Annotated in this window: 17 protein-coding genes; 7 read left to right on the forward strand and 10 right to left on the reverse strand. The window is 72.3% G+C overall.

Annotated features, from left to right (window positions below; translation table 11 throughout):
- The first annotated feature begins 141 nt into the window (after positions 1-141).
- Positions 142-720, forward strand: coding sequence for an OsmC family protein (locus ABD091_RS16560; protein ID WP_343920461.1), 579 nt, complete (start codon positions 142-144; stop codon positions 718-720).
- Positions 717-1,946 carry a flavin-containing monooxygenase gene (locus ABD091_RS16565; RefSeq protein WP_343920463.1) on the forward strand — a complete coding sequence of 410 codons (1,230 nt, stop codon included), beginning with the start codon at positions 717-719 and terminating at the stop codon, positions 1,944-1,946. Before ABD091_RS16560 ends, ABD091_RS16565 begins: the two co-directional genes overlap by 4 nt.
- 316 nt (positions 1,947-2,262) lie before the next feature.
- Here the strand turns inward: ABD091_RS16565 and ABD091_RS16570 are convergent, their stop codons facing one another.
- Genes ABD091_RS16570 through ABD091_RS16580 form a run of 3 tightly spaced genes read right to left on the reverse strand, consistent with a single transcriptional unit; the run spans position 2,263 to position 4,542 of the window.
- Positions 2,263-2,691, reverse strand: coding sequence for a MaoC family dehydratase (locus ABD091_RS16570; RefSeq protein WP_343920465.1), 429 nt, complete (start codon positions 2,689-2,691; stop codon positions 2,263-2,265).
- On the reverse strand, positions 2,688-3,308 hold the full coding sequence (locus ABD091_RS16575) for a carboxymuconolactone decarboxylase family protein (protein WP_343920467.1): 621 nt from the start codon (positions 3,306-3,308) through the stop codon (positions 2,688-2,690). Before ABD091_RS16575 ends, ABD091_RS16570 begins: the two co-directional genes overlap by 4 nt.
- A 46-nt stretch (positions 3,309-3,354) precedes the next feature.
- Positions 3,355-4,542 carry an NAD(P)/FAD-dependent oxidoreductase gene (locus tag ABD091_RS16580; RefSeq protein WP_343920469.1) on the reverse strand — a complete coding sequence of 396 codons (1,188 nt, stop codon included), beginning with the start codon at positions 4,540-4,542 and terminating at the stop codon, positions 3,355-3,357.
- 495 nt (positions 4,543-5,037) lie between these two features.
- On the opposite strand from ABD091_RS16580, the gene ABD091_RS16585 reads away from it, so the two are divergent.
- From ABD091_RS16585 to ABD091_RS16595, 3 genes are all read left to right on the forward strand, one after another.
- Positions 5,038-6,099: a maleylacetate reductase gene (locus ABD091_RS16585; RefSeq protein WP_343920471.1), complete on the forward strand. Its 1,062-nt coding sequence runs from the start codon at positions 5,038-5,040 to the stop codon at positions 6,097-6,099.
- Between the two features lie 32 nt (positions 6,100-6,131).
- Positions 6,132-7,019: a dioxygenase family protein gene (locus ABD091_RS16590; RefSeq protein WP_343920473.1), complete on the forward strand. Its 888-nt coding sequence runs from the start codon at positions 6,132-6,134 to the stop codon at positions 7,017-7,019.
- Between the two features lie 93 nt (positions 7,020-7,112).
- Positions 7,113-7,325 carry a hypothetical protein gene (locus ABD091_RS16595; protein WP_343920475.1) on the forward strand — a complete coding sequence of 71 codons (213 nt, stop codon included), beginning with the start codon at positions 7,113-7,115 and terminating at the stop codon, positions 7,323-7,325.
- Between the two features lie 5 nt (positions 7,326-7,330).
- Here the strand turns inward: ABD091_RS16595 and yidC are convergent, their stop codons facing one another.
- On the reverse strand, positions 7,331-8,128 hold the full coding sequence (yidC, locus tag ABD091_RS16600) for a membrane protein insertase YidC (protein ID WP_343920477.1): 798 nt from the start codon (positions 8,126-8,128) through the stop codon (positions 7,331-7,333).
- 54 nt (positions 8,129-8,182) lie between these two features.
- Positions 8,183-8,494, reverse strand: coding sequence for a hypothetical protein (locus tag ABD091_RS16605; RefSeq protein WP_343920479.1), 312 nt, complete (start codon positions 8,492-8,494; stop codon positions 8,183-8,185).
- A gap of 82 nt (positions 8,495-8,576) precedes the next feature.
- On the opposite strand from ABD091_RS16605, the gene ABD091_RS16610 reads away from it, so the two are divergent.
- Positions 8,577-9,068 (forward strand): hypothetical protein, encoded by a 492-nt coding sequence (locus ABD091_RS16610; RefSeq protein WP_343920481.1) that lies wholly within the window; start codon positions 8,577-8,579, stop codon positions 9,066-9,068.
- Here the strand turns inward: ABD091_RS16610 and ABD091_RS16615 are convergent.
- From ABD091_RS16615 to ABD091_RS16630, 4 genes are read right to left on the reverse strand one after another with little or no spacing between them, the layout of a single operon-like run.
- Positions 9,022-9,816, reverse strand: coding sequence for an enoyl-CoA hydratase-related protein (locus ABD091_RS16615; RefSeq protein ID WP_343920483.1), 795 nt, complete (start codon positions 9,814-9,816; stop codon positions 9,022-9,024). The two genes, ABD091_RS16610 and ABD091_RS16615, sit on opposite strands and share 47 nt — an antisense overlap.
- A gap of 1 nt (position 9,817) precedes the next feature.
- Entirely contained in the window at positions 9,818-10,969 is a 1,152-nt protein-coding gene (locus ABD091_RS16620; protein ID WP_343920485.1) for an acyl-CoA dehydrogenase family protein, read from the reverse strand.
- Between the two features lie 19 nt (positions 10,970-10,988).
- On the reverse strand, positions 10,989-12,302 hold the full coding sequence (locus ABD091_RS16625; RefSeq protein WP_343920487.1) for a flavin monoamine oxidase family protein: 1,314 nt from the start codon (positions 12,300-12,302) through the stop codon (positions 10,989-10,991).
- On the reverse strand, positions 12,299-12,964 hold the full coding sequence (locus tag ABD091_RS16630) for a TetR/AcrR family transcriptional regulator (protein WP_343920489.1): 666 nt from the start codon (positions 12,962-12,964) through the stop codon (positions 12,299-12,301). Before ABD091_RS16630 ends, ABD091_RS16625 begins: the two co-directional genes overlap by 4 nt.
- A gap of 57 nt (positions 12,965-13,021) precedes the next feature.
- Between ABD091_RS16630 and ABD091_RS16635 the strand changes: the two genes are divergently transcribed.
- Entirely contained in the window at positions 13,022-15,127 is a 2,106-nt protein-coding gene (locus tag ABD091_RS16635) for an acetate--CoA ligase family protein (RefSeq protein WP_343920491.1), read from the forward strand.
- Here the strand turns inward: ABD091_RS16635 and ABD091_RS16640 are convergent.
- Positions 15,124-16,224: an aromatic ring-hydroxylating oxygenase subunit alpha gene (locus ABD091_RS16640; protein ID WP_343920493.1), complete on the reverse strand. Its 1,101-nt coding sequence runs from the start codon at positions 16,222-16,224 to the stop codon at positions 15,124-15,126. The genes ABD091_RS16635 and ABD091_RS16640 overlap by 4 nt on opposite strands.
- Positions 16,225-16,289: the final 65 nt, after the last annotated feature.

The following is a 16,289-nucleotide window of genomic DNA, read 5'->3' on the forward strand; positions in this document are numbered from 1 at the left end:
GAAACGGTCGGCTGAGCTGCGCATGGGGAACGCGCGCCAGGAGCTGGGGAGTCGCTCCCGATGTCGACAGGGCCCAATCGGACTGACAGTGGTGCTTCGACCACACCCACCATCCGGCCCACGGCCGAGAAGGAGCACGACATGACCACCACGCCCACCACCACTGCAACCGCTCCCGTCGACAACGGTGTCGACGTCCAGGCACTGCTCGGCGCACGGGCCGCCCTCGCGGACACCCCCGAGATCGCCCAGTTCCAGTGGCGTTCCAGCGTGACCTGGGTCCAAGGCACCCACAGCCGCTCGACCATCGAGGGCTTCTACGGCTTCGGTGACGAGCAGGCCCACCACACGTCATTCACTCTCGACGCCGACCACCCGGAGCAGTTCTCGGCCCGGGACAACGGACCGACTCCGGTGGAGTACGTGCTGGTCGCCCTCGGCGCCTGCCTCACCGCGGGTGTTGCGGCCGTCGCCCAGCAGCGTCAGATCCAGCTCCACTCGGTCACGGCCACGATCGCGGCGGAGATGGACCTGCACGGGATCCTCGGCGCCGACGCGGCTGTCCGCAACGGCTTCAGCGGCGTCTCGGTCAGCTACCAGATCGAGGCCGACGCGACGGATGACGAGCTGCGGGCGCTGCTGGCCCAGTCCCAGAAGCGCTCCGCAGTCTTCGACATCATGACCAACCCGACCGACGTCAAGGTCGACCTGGTGCGATGAGGAGCGTCACCACCGTCGTCATCGGGGCCGGCCACAGCGGGCTCGCCATGAGCCGTCGACTCACCGAACGTTCGATCGACCATGTGGTCATCGAGCGCGGTGACGTCGCCAACTCCTGGAGCACGCAGCGGTGGGACTCGTTGCGACTGCTCACCCCCGGCTGGATGACCCGACTCCCCGGGTGGGCGTACGACGGTGAGAGGACGCACGGCTATCAGGGGGCGGCGGAGGTCGCGGCACTTCTGTCCACCTACGCCACGCGGATGGCCGCGCCGCTGGTCACCGGGACCGCGGTGACCTCGGTGCGGCCATCCGAGCCCGGCTTCGTGGTCGACACCGAGCGTGGCCCCTGGCACGCTCGAACCGTCGTGCTGGCCTGCGGGCCGACCCTGCCATCGGTTCCGGGGCACGCTGCCCATGTCCCGCACCGGGTTCACTCGCTGCCAGCCCTGGCCTACCGCAACCCGGCTCAGCTGCCGGAGGGTGGCGCCTTGGTGGTCGGTGCCTCGGCCAGCGGGGTGCAGATCGCCGACGAGCTCCACCGTTCCGGGCGGCCGGTGACGTTGGCGGTTGGGGAGCACGTCCGGATGCCCCGCCACTACCGCGGCCACGACATCTTCGTCTGGTTGGAAGCCCTCGGCATCCTCGACCAGCGCTGGGACCAGGTCGACGACCTGGTCCGGTTGCGCGCCTTGCCCTCTCCGCAGCTCGGTGGATCGGGGCGCAGCCTCGACGTCGCCTCGCTGATCCGGCGCGGCATCCGCGCCGTCGGCAAGGTGGTCTCCCTGCGCGAGGGAACCGTGCAGTTCTCCGGGTCCTTGACGAACACCCTTGCCTTGGCTGACCTCAAACTGAGTCGGCTTCTCGACGCCATCGACGACCGGATCGGGGGCCGAGGGGAGCGCTTCGAGCCCACCGCCACCCCGGCTGGTCCGCTCGAGCTCGACCTCCGATCGGGCGAGATCGCGACCGTTGTCTGGGCGACAGGAGTCCAGCCGGACCATTCCTGGCTTGGCGTCCCGGTTCTCGACCGGCGCGGCCGGCTACGCCATGACGGCGGCGTCGTCCCGTGGCCGGGGCTCTACGTGCTCGGACTTCCGACTCTGCGGACGAGAAGATCGACCTACATCGACGGCTCCAACGCTGACACGCGCGACCTCGCCGACCACCTCGTCGCCCATCTCGCGGGGCACTCGTTCCCGCCCACCATGCAACGCATCTTGTGACCACCGCGACCCCGCGGGTGTGAAGTCGTCTCGAGCGCCATCCGGGTGCCGGCATCGGGCTCGGAATCCGGAGGCCCGCCGGTCCAGAGGACTGATGGGCGCATCGACCCGCTCGACCCCGGTTCGTCGAGGTGGGCCATGATCCGGGCGTCAGCAAAGTGCATGGGTTGACAGGCTTTTCTCCAAACCGGATCGTCGCCAACTGCCGCCCGACCCCCCCCGGGTCCCACCGCTCACCGAGGTCCTCGACGGACCGGTTCACGACCCTTTCGCCGTCGCCGACGACGGGCCTTGTGCTCCCTCGCCAAACCGTGACTCAGGCCTGCCGGAGGTCGAAGGTCCAGCAGACGGCCGTCCCCGCCACGAGCACCTCACCGTCATGGCGGAGGACCCGGGTGCGCAGCGACGTGATCGGCTTGTCCGCTCGCACCGTCTCCACCTCGACCTCCCCGGTAATCGTGTCGCCCGGTCGCGCGGGCGCCAAGAAGCGCCAGGCGGTCTCGAGAAACACCGTGCCGGGGCCGGGCAACCGTTCGGCTACGACGGCATTGAGGATGGCTGTGGTCACGCCGCCCTGGACCACGATGCCACCCAACCTGGTAGCGGCCGCGACGTCAGCGTCGTAGTGCAAGGGGTTGCGGTCGCCGCTGAGTGCGGTGAACTGGATGATGTCGCCGGCCTGAATGGTGCGGGTCATCGAGGCTCGGTCGCCCACGGAGGGTGCACCGTGCAGCCACGCAGTCATGCCTCCTGTCCTTCCGGGACAGACGGACGTCGTCCGAAGGTGACAGCGTCCTCCAGGGCCCGCGGGACGCGTGACAGGAGCTCGGCGTCCGGCGCGGCCCCGAGCGCGTCGTTCACGGTGGAGAACGCGACGCGCAGCGCGACGAAGAATGTGAGTCCGAAGATCCTTCGCTCGTCGAACCCGGCCCTGCGGAGAGCCTCGACGTGGGCGGTGGTGGTGCTGTTGGGGTCGCTGGCGACACGTCGAGCCCAGTCCGCGAGGGTCTGGCCGTGGGCGCTCAGGGCGTCATCACGACCCTGCACGAGGTCGGCAGTGATGTCCGGACCCACCCGCTGCGCCAGTTTCGAACCGAAGGCGAACGAGCAGTACGCGTCCCCCAGCCCGGAGGCTGCGGCGGTGACGACCAGGTCGCGCTCGACAGCGTCCAGCTCGGCCAGCTCGGTGGCCATGCGCAGGGCCGCGGACAGCACGCCCAGGGCATCGGGCCAGTGGGCCCAGACGCGGGTGAGGTTTGCGACGTAGCCCTGCACCTCAAGGTCGGAGGTGTACATGCGGTCGACCACGTCGTCGACCGGTGGGTCCTCGAGAAAGGCTGCGGGGGTGGTGAAGGTGGTCATGGGGGTCCTCCCAGGTGGTGGTTCGGGTGATGGGTCGAGCTCAGGGTCAGGTCGCGGCCGCATTGCGCGCGGTCGCGACCGGGAGACCGGCGAGCTCGAGAGCCTCGGCGTCCAGGGCCTTGGCGAGCTCGGCCTGAAGGGCCAGGAAGCGGTCGGGGTCCGGGAAGGCGCTGAGCTCGCGTGTGAGCGCATAGGTACGCGCCAGCATCGCGTCGCGGCGCTCGCCGTACTCTGCGAGCGCCGCTGACTCCTCGGCAGGATCGTTCAGCAGCCTTCCTACCGCCGCGGTGAGCAGCTCGGCGTCGCGGAAGGCGTCGGTCATGCCGTGCGAGGTGATGGGGTCACGGTGGTAGCCCGCGTCGCCGACCAGGGCCCATCCGGGGCCGCCCGCCTGGCGCACGTGGTGCGGCAGCGACACGGTTCCGCGTAGCGGTGCTGTCACGACTCCGGCGTCGACCCGGTCGGCCAGGCCCGGCGCTGCCTGCCGCATGAGACCTCGCCACACCTCTGTCCTCCGTGCGCCGGCCCGGACGAGGTCGGAGGCGTCAGCGGTCGGGAGCGTGAGGAAGACGGCAGCCTCACCACCGTGCGTGGGGAAGACACCGGCGAACCGCCTGCGGGAGACGTGCATCTCGAAGCCCTGCCACGGGACGCCGGCGACGTAAGTGTAGAAGCAGGCGCCGCCGTTGGCGTGGGACTGCGTCAGTGGGGCACTCACGAGCCGTGCGACGCGTGAGTCGCGCCCGTCCGCTCCGACGACGAGCCGCGCTCTCATCTCGTGGCGGCTCCCGTCTGCTGCGCGCGCGGTCACCCCTCGCACCCTCCCGTCCTCGACGACGGCCCTGTCCACGGTGGTGCGGTCGAGAAGCCGCGCGCCAGCGGCGACGGCGGCCTCCACCAGCAGCCGATCGAGCTCGCGCCGACGTGGCGCCAACAGGAAGTCGACGCCTGCCCGCGCCCTCACTCGATGGCTCGTTGACCGGACACCGGTCGCGTCGTGGCGGTGGAAGTCGACCTGGCGCACGGCCGGTGCCCCGCTCGCCAGCACCGCGTCGAGCAGTCCCCAGCGGTCCAGCAGCACCATTCCCCCTCGCACCAGCCCATGTGTGGAGGTGGTGTCGGTCGGCACAGCTGCGCGGTCGACCAGCACGACGTCGTAGCCCGCGCGTGCCGCCAGCATCGCGGTGGCGGCGCCTGCGCAGCGAGCGCCCACGACCAGCAGGTCAGAAGTCATCGTCGTCATCGCCAGTCTCCCGCCGGGGAGGTCATGCACGTGGCGGCCCGGGTCATCATGATGCTCTCCTTCGGGCGCGTGGCCCAGCCGGTCTTGTGGACCCCACCACCGTCTCCCGGGCTCTCCTGCTCCACATCGGGAGAACCTCCCCACGTACCGAACTTGCGACGGTGCCGCAGTGTGGCCACAGCCGGATGGTCACGTGGCCTGACCGTTGAGGGATTCGCGGTCGGGATGCTCTGAACTTCCAGGATCCGCCTGCACATACCGCTGAGCGGATGGCGGCATGAGAGCACGTACCTGGTTTTGGAGTCGGCACCAAGCAGGGACAGGGGATCACGCGTGCCGGGATCTCCGCTCGCCCGTGCGTCCGTGCCTCTGTCCGGATGGGGTCGGATGCGCGATCATCGTCAGGTCACCGACGTCGTCTCGACTGCCGCGCTGGCCGGGGGCCCGCGTCTGGGCGCCGGACCCCACCACCGAACGGAGCGCCGCATGACGACCGGTTTCGAGCACGAGACCCTCGGGCAACGGGTCCGCTTCACCCGCGACGGGGCCGCGGAGGGCGTGGCCGCGGAGGTGTCGCACCTGGGGGCCGAGCGGGTGATGGTCATCGCTTCGGGAGCCGGGGAGGCGCTGGCCGCCCGCGTCACGGCCGACATCCCCGTGGTGCTGGTGCACGACGACGTGGTGATGCACGTGCCCGTCGAGGTGGCCGATCGTGCCCGCGAGGCCGCCGAGAGCTCCGGAGCGGACGCCCTGGTGTGCCTCGGCGGTGGATCGACCACCGGCCTGGCCAAGGCGGTCGCGCTCACCACCGGGCTGCCGATCGTGGCGGTGCCCACGACCTACGCAGGATCCGAGGCGACCAACGTGTGGGGGTTGACCGAGGACGCGGTCAAGACCACGGGCGTCGACGCGCGCGTCCTGCCCCGCGCGATCGTCTACGACGCCTCGCTGACGACGTCCCTTCCCGTGGACCTGAGCGTGGCGAGCGGGCTGAACGCACTGGCTCACTGTGTCGACTCGATGTGGGCGCCGCGCTCGGACCCGATCGACCGCGCGCTCGCGGAGGAGGGCATCCGGGCGCTGGGCGGGGCCCTGCCACGCGTGGTCGATGCCCCCGGGGACCTGGCGGGTCGGGAGCGGATGCTCTACGGCGCCTACCTCGCTGCCGTGGCGTTCTCCTCCGCCGGCTCGGGCCTGCACCACAAGATCTGCCACGTGCTCGGCGGCCGCTACGGACTGCCGCACGCCCAGACCCACGCCGTCGTGCTGCCCCACGTGCTCGCGCTCAACGCCCCGCGTTCACCCGAGGCCGAGGCGCGGATCTCGCGCGCTCTCGGCTCCGACTCCGCCCTCGCCGGTCTGCAGGAGCTGCGTGACCGGATCGACGCGCCGACCTCGCTCCGCGACTTCGGACTCCGGGAGGAGCAGCTCGCCGACGCAGCCAGCGCGGTGCTGCCGGCGGTCCCGCCGTCCAACCCGGTCACCCTGTCCACCGACGACCTGGAGCGACTGCTGCGACGCGCCTGGGAAGGAGCAGATCCCCGGTGACCACCAACCGTCGCGACACGAGAAGCCGGCCCGTGACCTCCGACGAGCAGCGCCGACGGGAGGACGAGCTGGTCGACAGGGTCCGCGCCTCCTTCGACGACACGGACGACCCGAGGTTGCGCGAGATCATGCAGTCCTTGACCGACCACCTGCACGCCTTCGCCCGCGACGTCAGGCTGACGGAGGCGGAGTGGAAGGCCGGCATCGACTTCCTGACCGCGTGCGGGCACATCACCGACGAGCGGCGCCAGGAGTTCATCCTCCTCTCCGACGTGCTCGGGCTGTCCATGCAGACGATCGCGATCAACAACGAGGCCCACGGCAACGCCACCGAGGCGACCGTGTTCGGTCCCTTCTTCACCGAGAGCTCTCCCGAGACCGAGCAGGGCGGCGACACCGCCGGCGGCGCGCAGGGCCAGCCGTGCTGGGTCGAGGGCAGCGTCGTCGACACCGCGGGTCAGCCGGTCGCGGGAGCTCGGATCGAGGTGTGGCAGGCGGACGACGACGGCTTCTACGACGTGCAGTACGGCGACGACCGCGTCGCCGGGCGCGCCCACCTGTTCAGTGCCGACGACGGATCGTTCCGCTTCTGGTGCGTGACCCCGACGCCCTACCCGATCCCTCACGACGGGCCGGTCGGTCGGATGCTCGCGGCAGTGGGGCGTTCACCCATGCGTGCCGCCCACGTGCACTTCATGGTCTCCGCGCCGGGGCACCGCACCCTCGTCACCCACGTCTTCGTCCGCGGCGACGACCGTCTGGACGACGACAGCGTCTTCGGCGTCAAGGAGTCCCTGGTGAGGGACTTCGCAGAGCAGCCCTCCGGGACGGCGACTCCCGACGGCCGGGACCTCGGCGAGCGGACCTGGGCGCGGACGAGGTTCGACATCGTGCTGGCGCCGAGCGACGCCACGGCGTGAGAGCCGGACGACGCCTGTCTCGGAGCCGGAACAGGTCGTGACGCTCCCGCTCGAACTGCGTTGGGCTGGGTCGAACCACCGAAGGGAGACACCGTGCCGAACTTCTGTGTCAACAAGCTCGCCCAGCCCACCGGGGACCACGAGGTCCACGACCTCACCGCCGGCTGCTCGAACCTTCCCGCTCCCAGCAGCCGGCTGGCGCTCGGCAACCACGCCTCGTGCCACGGTGCAGTGCGGGCCGCGACGGGCCACTACCGCCAGGTCGACGGGTGCTACTTCTGCGCCCCCGCCTGTCACACCCGCTGACGGCGTCAGGACCGCCCGGTGCGGGCCGCCGCCGGTGAGCCCGGCGTGGGCCACCACCTCCAGACCGCTGCGGACTGACCGAGCGTCCAGGCCGAGTTGCAGATCCAGTAGGCCAGCAGCGCCACCGGCACCACCCCGCCGGCGAGGAGCAGGCCCCCGGCGGTCAGGACGGGCATCCACTGGTGGGTCGCGGCCGCGGCGGCCGGGAGTGCCTCCGTGACGGTGTTGGGCGCGACGAAGAACCGCTGCGACACGTAGGACAGGGCGGCCGCCGTGGCGGCCATGCCTGCCACGACGGCGAGGTGGGTCGGTCCGGCGCCGAAGTAGCCACGCTCGGCCAGGGGTACGCCGAGGAGCGTGGCGGCGCCGAGCGAGGCGACCAGCTCGACGCCCATCGCACCGACCGGCGTTCCGGCGGCGACGTCGGAGACCAGGCGGTAGAGCGCGAACCAGATCGGGAGCTGGAGCAGCATCGGCAGGCACCCCAGGCGCGACATCCCGTGCTCGGCGCTGATCCGTCGTCGCTCCTCCACGTGGCGACGCACGCTCTCGGGGTCGGTGCGGTTGCGGTAGCGGCGCGCGAGCTCCTGCAGCTGCGGCCGCGCCGCCGCCGACGCGTGGGCGAGCCGGACGCTGTGGACGACGAGGGGGAGCAGCGCCACACGGACCATGACGACGACGGCAGCGATGCAGAGCAGCCAGGTGCTGCCGGAGGCCGGGTCGGCGCCGAGGGCGTCCAGGCCGTGGTGGACGGGCGCGATGAGACCTGCGAGGGCGTGCGAGATCGGTTCGAGAGGGGACATGTCGTGCTCCTGGGTCGGGGTTTATGGATGGCCTGACGGGTCGCCGAGGCGACGTCAGGCCAGCCCAGGAGCGCGCGGACGTACGGGGTGGTGGACAGGGTCGGTGGCCGGTCCGTCCACCGCCGCCCTCACGTCGTGGTGCTCTCGCACGCGAGGTACTGCGAGCCGGGTGGCGCAGTAGGCGGTCCACCGACTCGCCGTGAGCGCCGTGGCCAGGGCGACCACGACCGCGGCCGTCACGACCGTCCACGCCAGGTCCGGCGACCCGACCAGCAGCGCCGGGACCACCAGAGTGACGACGGCGCCGAGCACCCACTCGGGCACAGCGAACCGACCCGCTGTCGACCCCACAGGTGCACGGCCCATGTGTTGATGCTGCCCCGCCGGGGCCACGGCGGCAACCCGTGATTCGTCCGCGCCCGTCCATCCGACGTGACAGGGTGCGGTCGTGCGGGTGCTGCGGTCGGACGTGGGACGGTGGGCGCTGGTCAGCCTGGCGGTGGTGGTGCTCGGCATCGTGGGGGTCGTCCGCACGCCCGGCCCCGACACCTCGGTGATGGGCAGGGTCGCGGGCTTCGGGTTCAAGCTCGACGGGAGTGCGTGCTACCTCACCGTCGCCTACTCCGTCGACGGACGCGACCTCCACTTCCGGACCCCGAGCGAGCGGCGGTGGTGCGGCTACAACCCGAGGGACCGCCCGAGGGACAGGACCGTGCCCGTCCTCGTCTTCTACGACGTGGACGACGTCGACGACGTCGACGACGCCACGCTCACGCCGCGAGGGCGCGGGCCCGCCGTCGCGATCGGCGCGGGTCTGGCAGGACTCACCCTGTGCGGCTTCCGGGCGGGCCGGCGCAACCGCCGGCAGCGACGCAAGGAGCCGGCGGCTGAGGTCAGCGGCCCTTCCACACCGGCTTCCGCTTCTCGGCGAACGCCTTGAAGCCCTCGACGCCGTCCTCGGAGGAATAGAGCGTCGCCACCGTCGGGAGGCTGCTGGAGGTGACGAGGTCGAGGGCGTCCTGGAACCCCAGCGACTCGGCGGCGCGCGCCGTCTCCTTGATGGCCGCGAAGACCAGCGGGGGACCGGACGCGAGCAACCGGGCGACCTCCCAGGCACGCGCGCGTACGCCGGGCTCGTCGGGCAGCACCTGGTTGACCACGCCCCAGCGCGCCGCCTCCTCGGCCGGCATCCAGCGTCCGGTCAGGAGCAGCTCCATCGCGACGTGGTAGGGCATCCGCCTGGGGAGCTTGATGGTCGCGGCGTCGGCCAGGGTGCCGGCGTTGATCTCCGGCAGCCCGAACTGGGTGGCCTCGGAGGCGTAGATCAGGTCGCAGGAGAGGGCGAGCTCGAAGCCGCCGCCCATCGCGAGGCCGTGGACGGCCGCGATCACCGGCTTGTTGAGGTCGGGCAGCTCCTGGAGGCCGCCGAACCCGCCGACGCCGTACTCGCCCTGGACGGCCGCTCCCTCGGCCGCGGCCTTGAGGTCCCACCCGGCGCAGAAGAACTTGTCGCCCTCGGTCCTCACGATCGCGACCCGGAGGGCGGGGTCGTCGCGGAAGGAGGCGAAGACCTCGCCCATCGCGCGGCTGGTCGGGAGGTCGATCGCATTCGCCTTCGGGCGGTCGAGGGTCACCTCGAGCACGCCGTCCTCGACGTGGGTGCGTACGGTGCCGGCCGGTTCGGTCATCTCAGGCTCCCAGGGGTCGCAGCATCGAACGGCTGATGATGTGGCGCTGGATCTCCGACGTCCCGTCCCAGATCCGCTCGATCCGGGCGTCGCGCCAGATCCGTTCGAGCGGCAGCTCGTCCATGAGGCCCATCCCGCCGTGGACCTGGATCGCCTCGTCGGCGACCATCGCGAGCATCTCGGTCGCCTTGAGCTTGGCCATCGCGATGTCGGCGTCCGTGGCCGTGCCCTGGTCGTACTTCCAGGCGGCGTGGAGCGTCATCAGCTCGGCCGCGCGGAGCTCGGTCGCCATGTCGGCGAGCTTGAAGCCGATGCCCTGGAACTTCCCGATCGGCTGGCCGAACTGCTCGCGGGTCGCGGCGTGCCTCACCGAGAGCTCCAGCGCCCGCTCGGCCCGGCCGAGGCAGGACGCCGCGACCTGGAGCCGGGTTGAGCCGAGCCACGTCCCGGACAGCTCGAAGCCCTTGCCCTCCTCGCCAAGCAGCGCCTCGGGCCCGACCCGGACGTCGTCGAAGTCGAGGATCGAGTTGGTGTAGCCGCGGTGGGAGACGTTGCGGTAGCCGTCGTGCACGGCCACGCCCGGGGTGTCGAGGTCGACGAGGAAGACCGACATGGCGGGCCGGACCGGGTCGTCCCCGGTCACTGCCACGAGGATCACGAAGTCGGCCTCGTCGGCGTGGCTGATGAAGTGCTTGCTTCCCTTGATCCGCCAGCCGTCGCCGTCGCGGGTCGCCCGCGTGCGCATGCCGCGCATGTCCGACCCGGCACCCGGCTCGGTCATCGCGAGGCAGTCGACCTTCTCGCCGCGCACGCAGGGGAGCAGGTAGCGCTCACGCTGCTCCTCGGTGCCGGCGAGCAGGATGTTGGAGGGCCGGACGACGCCGGAGTAGTGCAGCGCATAGCTGGCCCGGCCCAGCTCCTTCTCGTAGAGAACCCACGTGACGGTGTCGAGTCCCGCGCCCCCGACCTCCTCGGGCATGTTCGCGGCGTAGAGGCCGGCCGCGATCGCCTTCCGACGGATCTCGGCCACCACCTCGGGCCGGACGACGCCCGTGCGCTCGACCTCCTCCTCGTGGGGGTAGAGCTCGCGCTCGACGAAGGCGCGGGTCACCTCGACGATGCTGCGCTGCTCGTCGGTCAGGCCGAAGTCCATCGCTGCCCCTCCTTCTCGGTCAGCCGCCGCCGAGGGCGGCCGCCGCGGCGGCGCGCCCGGTGCGGACCGCGCCCTCCATGTAGCCCGCGACCCACTGGTCGGAGCCGCAGACGTAGAACGGTGGCTCGTGGGTCCCGTGCAGAGGACCGACCTCCGTCACGTCGCCGGGACGCCACTGGGTGACGTAGCCCTGGGTCCAAGGATCGGTGCCCCACAGCCGGGTCCACGTCTGCTGCGGCGACGTCGCCTCGGCGCCGTAGAGGCCGGCGACCTGCGCGAGTGCCTCGCGGGTCCGGGTCTCCGTGTCGGCGGCCGCGAAGGCGGCGTACCGCTCCGGCGGCACCAGCGCCGACAGCACGCCCTCCTGCTGCGGCCACGTCGACCCCAGCACGCCCTCGCTCTCCGCGAGCCCGTTCTGCCCGCGGTCGCGCCAGAACGAGCGGTCGTAGGCGACGACGAACTTCGCGGCCCACGCGTGACGCTGGCGCCGCAGCGAGCGCAGCCGCTCCTCGCTCACGCCGTCGATGTCGAGGTCGCGCGCGGGACCCGCCGGGACGGCGAGCACGACCGCGTCGGCGCGCAGCGTCTCGCCGGCCGTGGTCGTGACGACACTCCCGGTCGCGCCGACGCTGATGCGGTCCACCGGCGTGGACAGGCGTACGTCGCGCAGCCCCGCCGCCATCGTCAGTGCGACCGAGGCCGATCCCTCGGCCACGCGCAGGTTCTCCCACTGCTCGTAGTCGTAGCTGCCGGTGCTCCCGCCGGCGCGGAGCTGGCGGGCGTGGGCGAACATGCTGGTCCGCTCGATCGATCCGTCGGACATGCTCAGCTGGAACATCTCGGCGAGCCGCATGACCGCCGGCGACGCGTCCACCTCGCGCATCCAGTCACCGACGCTGGTCCGGTCGAGCCGCTCGAGGTCGGGGGAGGACCACGGGTCGTCAGGATCGATCCCGCGCACGACGGTCGCGAGCGCAGCCTCGACCTTCTCCGCGGAGGCGCGGTCGGCCTCGGTGCACCACGACGGCCACTCGCCGACGTCGACCGCCTCGGGGACCTGCCGGGTGACCTCGCCCGGCTCGGCGACGTAGGACGCCGTCAGGGTGAGGCCGAGCTCGGCCACCAGGCCGAGATAGCTCGTGTGGGCGTTGCCGACGACCTCGCCGCCGAGCTGGACCCGACGCCCGTCGTCGAGCTCGACCTGCTCGACCCGGCCCCCGACGCGCGGGCGGGCCTCGAGGACGGTGACGTGCGCACCGCCGGCCTCGAGGTCGCGCGCGGCGGAGAGGCCGGCCAGCCCCGCACCCACCACGACGACGTCGGGGCGACTCATCCTGCGCCCTCCGCGCGGGTCGGGTCGGGGAGCGGACCGTCGTGACCGACCAGGACGCCGACCGCGTCGGCGAGCATCGCCCGCGCCTCGTCGATGCCGAACCCCGGGTCGCCGGCGAGCATCCGACCGCCGAAGCCGTCGGTGAGGGCGACCGCCGTCTCGGCGACGGCCCGGCTGCTCATGCCCGTGGTGAAGACCCCGGCCCCGACGCCCTCGGCCACGATGTCGGCGACGGTGGCGTAGAGGTCCTCGTAGAGGTCGGCGCCGACGGTGGCGAGCCCGGGGTCGCGGATGCAGAGCAGCGCGAGCTCCTGCCACAGCAGCCACTCGTCGGAGCGCTGCTCGTCGCTCGGGAGGCAGCGGTCGAGGAAGATGGCGAGCCGTTCGGCGGGGCCGTCGCCGCCGGTGGCCAGGGCGTGGCGGTTGAGCTCGGCGGAGACCTCGTGGGAGTAGCGCAGCACCTCGCCGAAGAGGAGCTCCTTGGTCTCGAAGTGATAGTGCAGGAGCCCCGCCGAGACCCCGGCGGTGCGGGCGATGGAGGCCATCCGGACCTGGGCCAGGCCGTCGCGCACGATGCACTCGGCGGCGGCCGCGAGGATCCGGGACCTGGCCTCGGCAGCGGCCTGGGCCCGCTGGCTGGGCCGGGGCGTCGCGTCCGTCATCGATCAGCCCCTCGTTGCTTGACTGTCCAGTCAGTCAGTGATGCTAGGATCTGGCCCGTGAGGCGTCAAGGGCCGCCGGAGGACCACGACGACGGCGTGCCGGACCGGCTCGACGCCCTCTTCGCGCCCCGCTCGGTCGCCGTCGTCGGCGCCAGCAACGACCCCGCCAAGTGGGGTCACATCATCGCGCGCCGCGCGCTGGGCTCGGCCGCGGACCGCCCGGTCCTGCTCGTCAGCCGCAGCCACGAGGTGCTCGGCCGGGCCACCCACCCCTCGGTGCGGGCCGCCGCTGCCGCCGTCGGGCACCCGGTCGACCTCGCCGTCCTCTGCGTCCCGGCCACGGGCTTCGTCGCGGCGGTGACCGACGCCGTCGACGCCGGGGTCCGGGTGGTCGTCGCGATCACCGCCGGCCTCTCCGAGACCGGTCCCGAGGGCGCCGCCCGGGAGGCCGAGGCAGTCGCGGTCGCCCGCGCCGGCGGGACGGCGATCGTCGGGCCCAACTGCCTCGGGGTGGTCGACCACACCTCCGACCTCCAGCTCGCCCCCGGGACGCTGCCGCCGGGCGACGTCGCCGTCCTGAGCCAGAGCGGCAACCTCGTGCTCGACCTCGCCGGGCTCCTCGCCGACCGCGGCCTGGGGATCTCCCGGTTCGTCTCGCTCGGCAACCAGGCCGACCTGGGCGTCGTCGACTTCATGCGCGCCTGCGTGGACCACGACGGCACGCGCGCGGTCGCGGTCTACACCGAGGACGCCGTCGACGGACGCGGGTTCGTGTCCGCCGCGCGGGCGCTGGCCGCCGCGGGGAAGCCCGTGGTGCTGCTCGCGCCGGGGCGCAGCGAGACGGCGGCCCGGAGCGCGATCTCCCACACCGGGTCGCTGACCACCTCCTCGATGGTGATCGACGCGGCCTGCGCGGCCTCCGGCGTACGGCGCGTCGACCACCTGGCTCAGCTCGCCGACCTCCTGGTCGCGCTGCGGTCGCCGCGGCGGATGCGGGGCCGCCGGGTGGCGATCCTGACCGACGGCGGCGGGCACGGCGCCGTGGCTGCCGAGGTGCTGTCGGCCGCGGCCCTCGACACCCCGTCGCTGGCGGAGCCGGTCCTCGGCGAGCTCCGGTCCGCGCTCGGGCCCCACCCGTCCCTCGCCAACCCGGTGGACCTCGCCGGCGCGGGGGAGCGCGACCTGTCCAGCTATGCGCGGGGCGTGCGCGTGCTCGTGGACTCCGACCAGGTCGACGGCGTCCTGCTGACGGGCTACTTCGGCGGCTACGGCGCCTGGGACCCCGGGATGACCGGCGCGGAGCTCACGGCGGCCCACGAGATGGCCGCGGCCGTCAGCGGGGGGACGACGCCGCTCGTGGTGCAGACGGTCGACCCCGGCAGTGCGGCGAGCCAGGTGCTCGCCGAGGCCGGGATCCCGGTGCACCGTGACGTCGACCGGGCCGCCGCGGTGCTCGCCGGCCTCGTCGAACCGGCCCGGACCGGGGACGTCGCGGTCCCGGACCCGGCGCCGCCGGTCACCGACGCGTCGTACGCCGCGGCGCGCTCGCTCTTCGCGGACGCCGGCATCGCCTTCCCGTCGGCCCGGTCGGTAGCCGGCCCCCGAGAGCTGGAGGAGGCGCTGGCGTCGGGCGAGATCGGCTATCCGGTCGTCCTCAAGGCGACCGGCCGGGTCCACAAGTCCGACGGGGGAGGCGTGGTCCTCGGGCTGGCCGACCGCACCGAGGTGCTGGCGGCCCACGCCGACCTGGTCGACCGGCTGGCGCCGCCGTCGGTCTCGGTCGAGGCGATGGCCGACACCTCCGGCGGGACCGAGCTGATCGTCGGAGCGGTCCGCGACCCGCGGTTCGGGCCGGTCGTCATGGTGGGGCTCGGCGGCGTCCTCACCGAGGTGCTCGACGACACCCGGTGCGCGCTGGCCCCGGTCGGGGCGGCGGCAGCGCGCGACCTGCTGCTCTCGCTCCAGGGCGCACCGGTCCTGCTCGGCGCCCGCGGCCGGCCGCCGGTCGACCTCGACGCCCTGGCCGAGCTGGTCGCCCGGGTGTCCCTGGTCGCGACCGCCCACCCGGAGCTGGCGGAGCTGGAGCTGAACCCGGTGCTGGCCCGGCCCGACGGCGTGGTCGCCCTGGACGCGCGCGTCGTCCTGGCCGAGGACCCGTCCTAGGGGGTCTCGACGTCGCGCAGGTAGCGCTGGTCGAACTCGTAGACCCAGGAGTCCTTCTCGGGGAAGACGCCGTGGTCGAAGGCACGCGAGGTGACCCCGCGCTGGACCCGCTCGCACGCGTCGTTGTCCTGCCGGATCACCAGCTCGTTGAACTCCACGACCGGCGTGGGGTCGAAGTCGGGGTCGGCGACCGCCTCGGGACTGAAGAGGTACTCCGTCACGAGCAGGCAGCTCTGGGGACCGGTCGGGAAGACGGCGGTCGCCAGGCAGGCCGAGCCGTCGACGTCGAGGAACATCGTCGGATAGACGAGCGCGCCGTAGTAGGCCTGGGTCTCGCCCTCCGTCACGCCCGGAAGCAGCGGCAGCCGCAGCCGCGGGTCCAGGGCCACCGTGGTGCGACCGTCGGCGAGCGAGACCCCGCCGTCGTCGCGGCCGTCCTCGAGGATCCAGCCCTTCTTGTAGGCCGGCACCACCGACACCAGCTCGGGGTGCACGGTCGGGCAGTGCAGGCACTCGTTGTAGTTCTCGATGACGATCTTCCAGTTGGCCTGCACCTCGATGCTCGTCATGTGGCCGATGCGCAGCTCGCCGAGGCCGAACCGGGCGAGGTGGAGCGGCTCGTCGAGCTGGTCGGCGAGGTGGTCGAGCAGGGGCTGCGGCTCCTCGCGGGAGAGGTTGACGAAGACGAAGCCCTCCCAGACGTCGACGTGGACCGGCCACAGCGAGGTCGACGGCCGGTCGATCTCCTCCTTCTCGATCATCGGGGTGGTCACCAGCGTCCCGTCGAGCGCGTAGCCCCACGCGTGGTAGGGGCAGCGCAGGTGGGTGCGGACCTCGCCCTGCGGCTCCTCGCAGAGCCGGGAGCCGCGGTGGCGGCAGACGTTGTAGAACGCCCGGATCCGGTCGTCCTTGCCGCGCACGACGAGGATGCTTTCGTCGGCGACCTCGACCCGGATCCACGAGCCCGGCTTCGGGACCCGCTCGGCGCGCCCGACGTAGACCCAGTTGCGGTAGAACACCCGCTCGGTGTCGACGGCGTAGGTCTCCGCGGAGTGGTAGGCCGCACCCGGCAGGGTCTCTCGGATCTCGCTGACCATTCGCTAACTGTACAGTCAGTGAGTCGTGGTGTCGCTAGGCAGAATCAACTAACTGACTGTTCAGT

The sequence above is a fragment of the Nocardioides aestuarii genome (assembly GCF_039527245.1).
Taxonomy (GTDB): Bacteria; Actinomycetota; Actinomycetes; order Propionibacteriales; family Nocardioidaceae; genus Nocardioides; species Nocardioides aestuarii.

Excerpts from the sequence above, each read along its gene's own strand:
- ABD091_RS16560 (WP_343920461.1), top strand. The coding sequence starts at position 142 with ATGACCACCACGCCCACCACCACTGCAACCGCTCCCGTCGACAACGGT.
- ABD091_RS16565 (WP_343920463.1), top strand. The coding sequence starts at position 717 with ATGAGGAGCGTCACCACCGTCGTCATCGGGGCCGGCCACAGCGGGCTC.
- ABD091_RS16570 (WP_343920465.1), bottom strand. The coding sequence starts at position 2,691 with ATGACTGCGTGGCTGCACGGTGCACCCTCCGTGGGCGACCGAGCCTCG.
- ABD091_RS16575 (WP_343920467.1), bottom strand. The coding sequence starts at position 3,308 with ATGACCACCTTCACCACCCCCGCAGCCTTTCTCGAGGACCCACCGGTC.
- ABD091_RS16580 (WP_343920469.1), bottom strand. The coding sequence starts at position 4,542 with ATGACTTCTGACCTGCTGGTCGTGGGCGCTCGCTGCGCAGGCGCCGCC.
- ABD091_RS16585 (WP_343920471.1), top strand. The coding sequence starts at position 5,038 with ATGACGACCGGTTTCGAGCACGAGACCCTCGGGCAACGGGTCCGCTTC.
- yidC (WP_343920477.1), bottom strand. The coding sequence starts at position 8,128 with ATGTCCCCTCTCGAACCGATCTCGCACGCCCTCGCAGGTCTCATCGCG.
- ABD091_RS16605 (WP_343920479.1), bottom strand. The coding sequence starts at position 8,494 with ATGGGCCGTGCACCTGTGGGGTCGACAGCGGGTCGGTTCGCTGTGCCC.
- ABD091_RS16615 (WP_343920483.1), bottom strand. The coding sequence starts at position 9,816 with ATGACCGAACCGGCCGGCACCGTACGCACCCACGTCGAGGACGGCGTG.
- ABD091_RS16620 (WP_343920485.1), bottom strand. The coding sequence starts at position 10,969 with ATGGACTTCGGCCTGACCGACGAGCAGCGCAGCATCGTCGAGGTGACC.
- ABD091_RS16625 (WP_343920487.1), bottom strand. The coding sequence starts at position 12,302 with ATGAGTCGCCCCGACGTCGTCGTGGTGGGTGCGGGGCTGGCCGGCCTC.
- ABD091_RS16630 (WP_343920489.1), bottom strand. The coding sequence starts at position 12,964 with ATGACGGACGCGACGCCCCGGCCCAGCCAGCGGGCCCAGGCCGCTGCC.
- ABD091_RS16640 (WP_343920493.1), bottom strand. The coding sequence starts at position 16,224 with ATGGTCAGCGAGATCCGAGAGACCCTGCCGGGTGCGGCCTACCACTCC.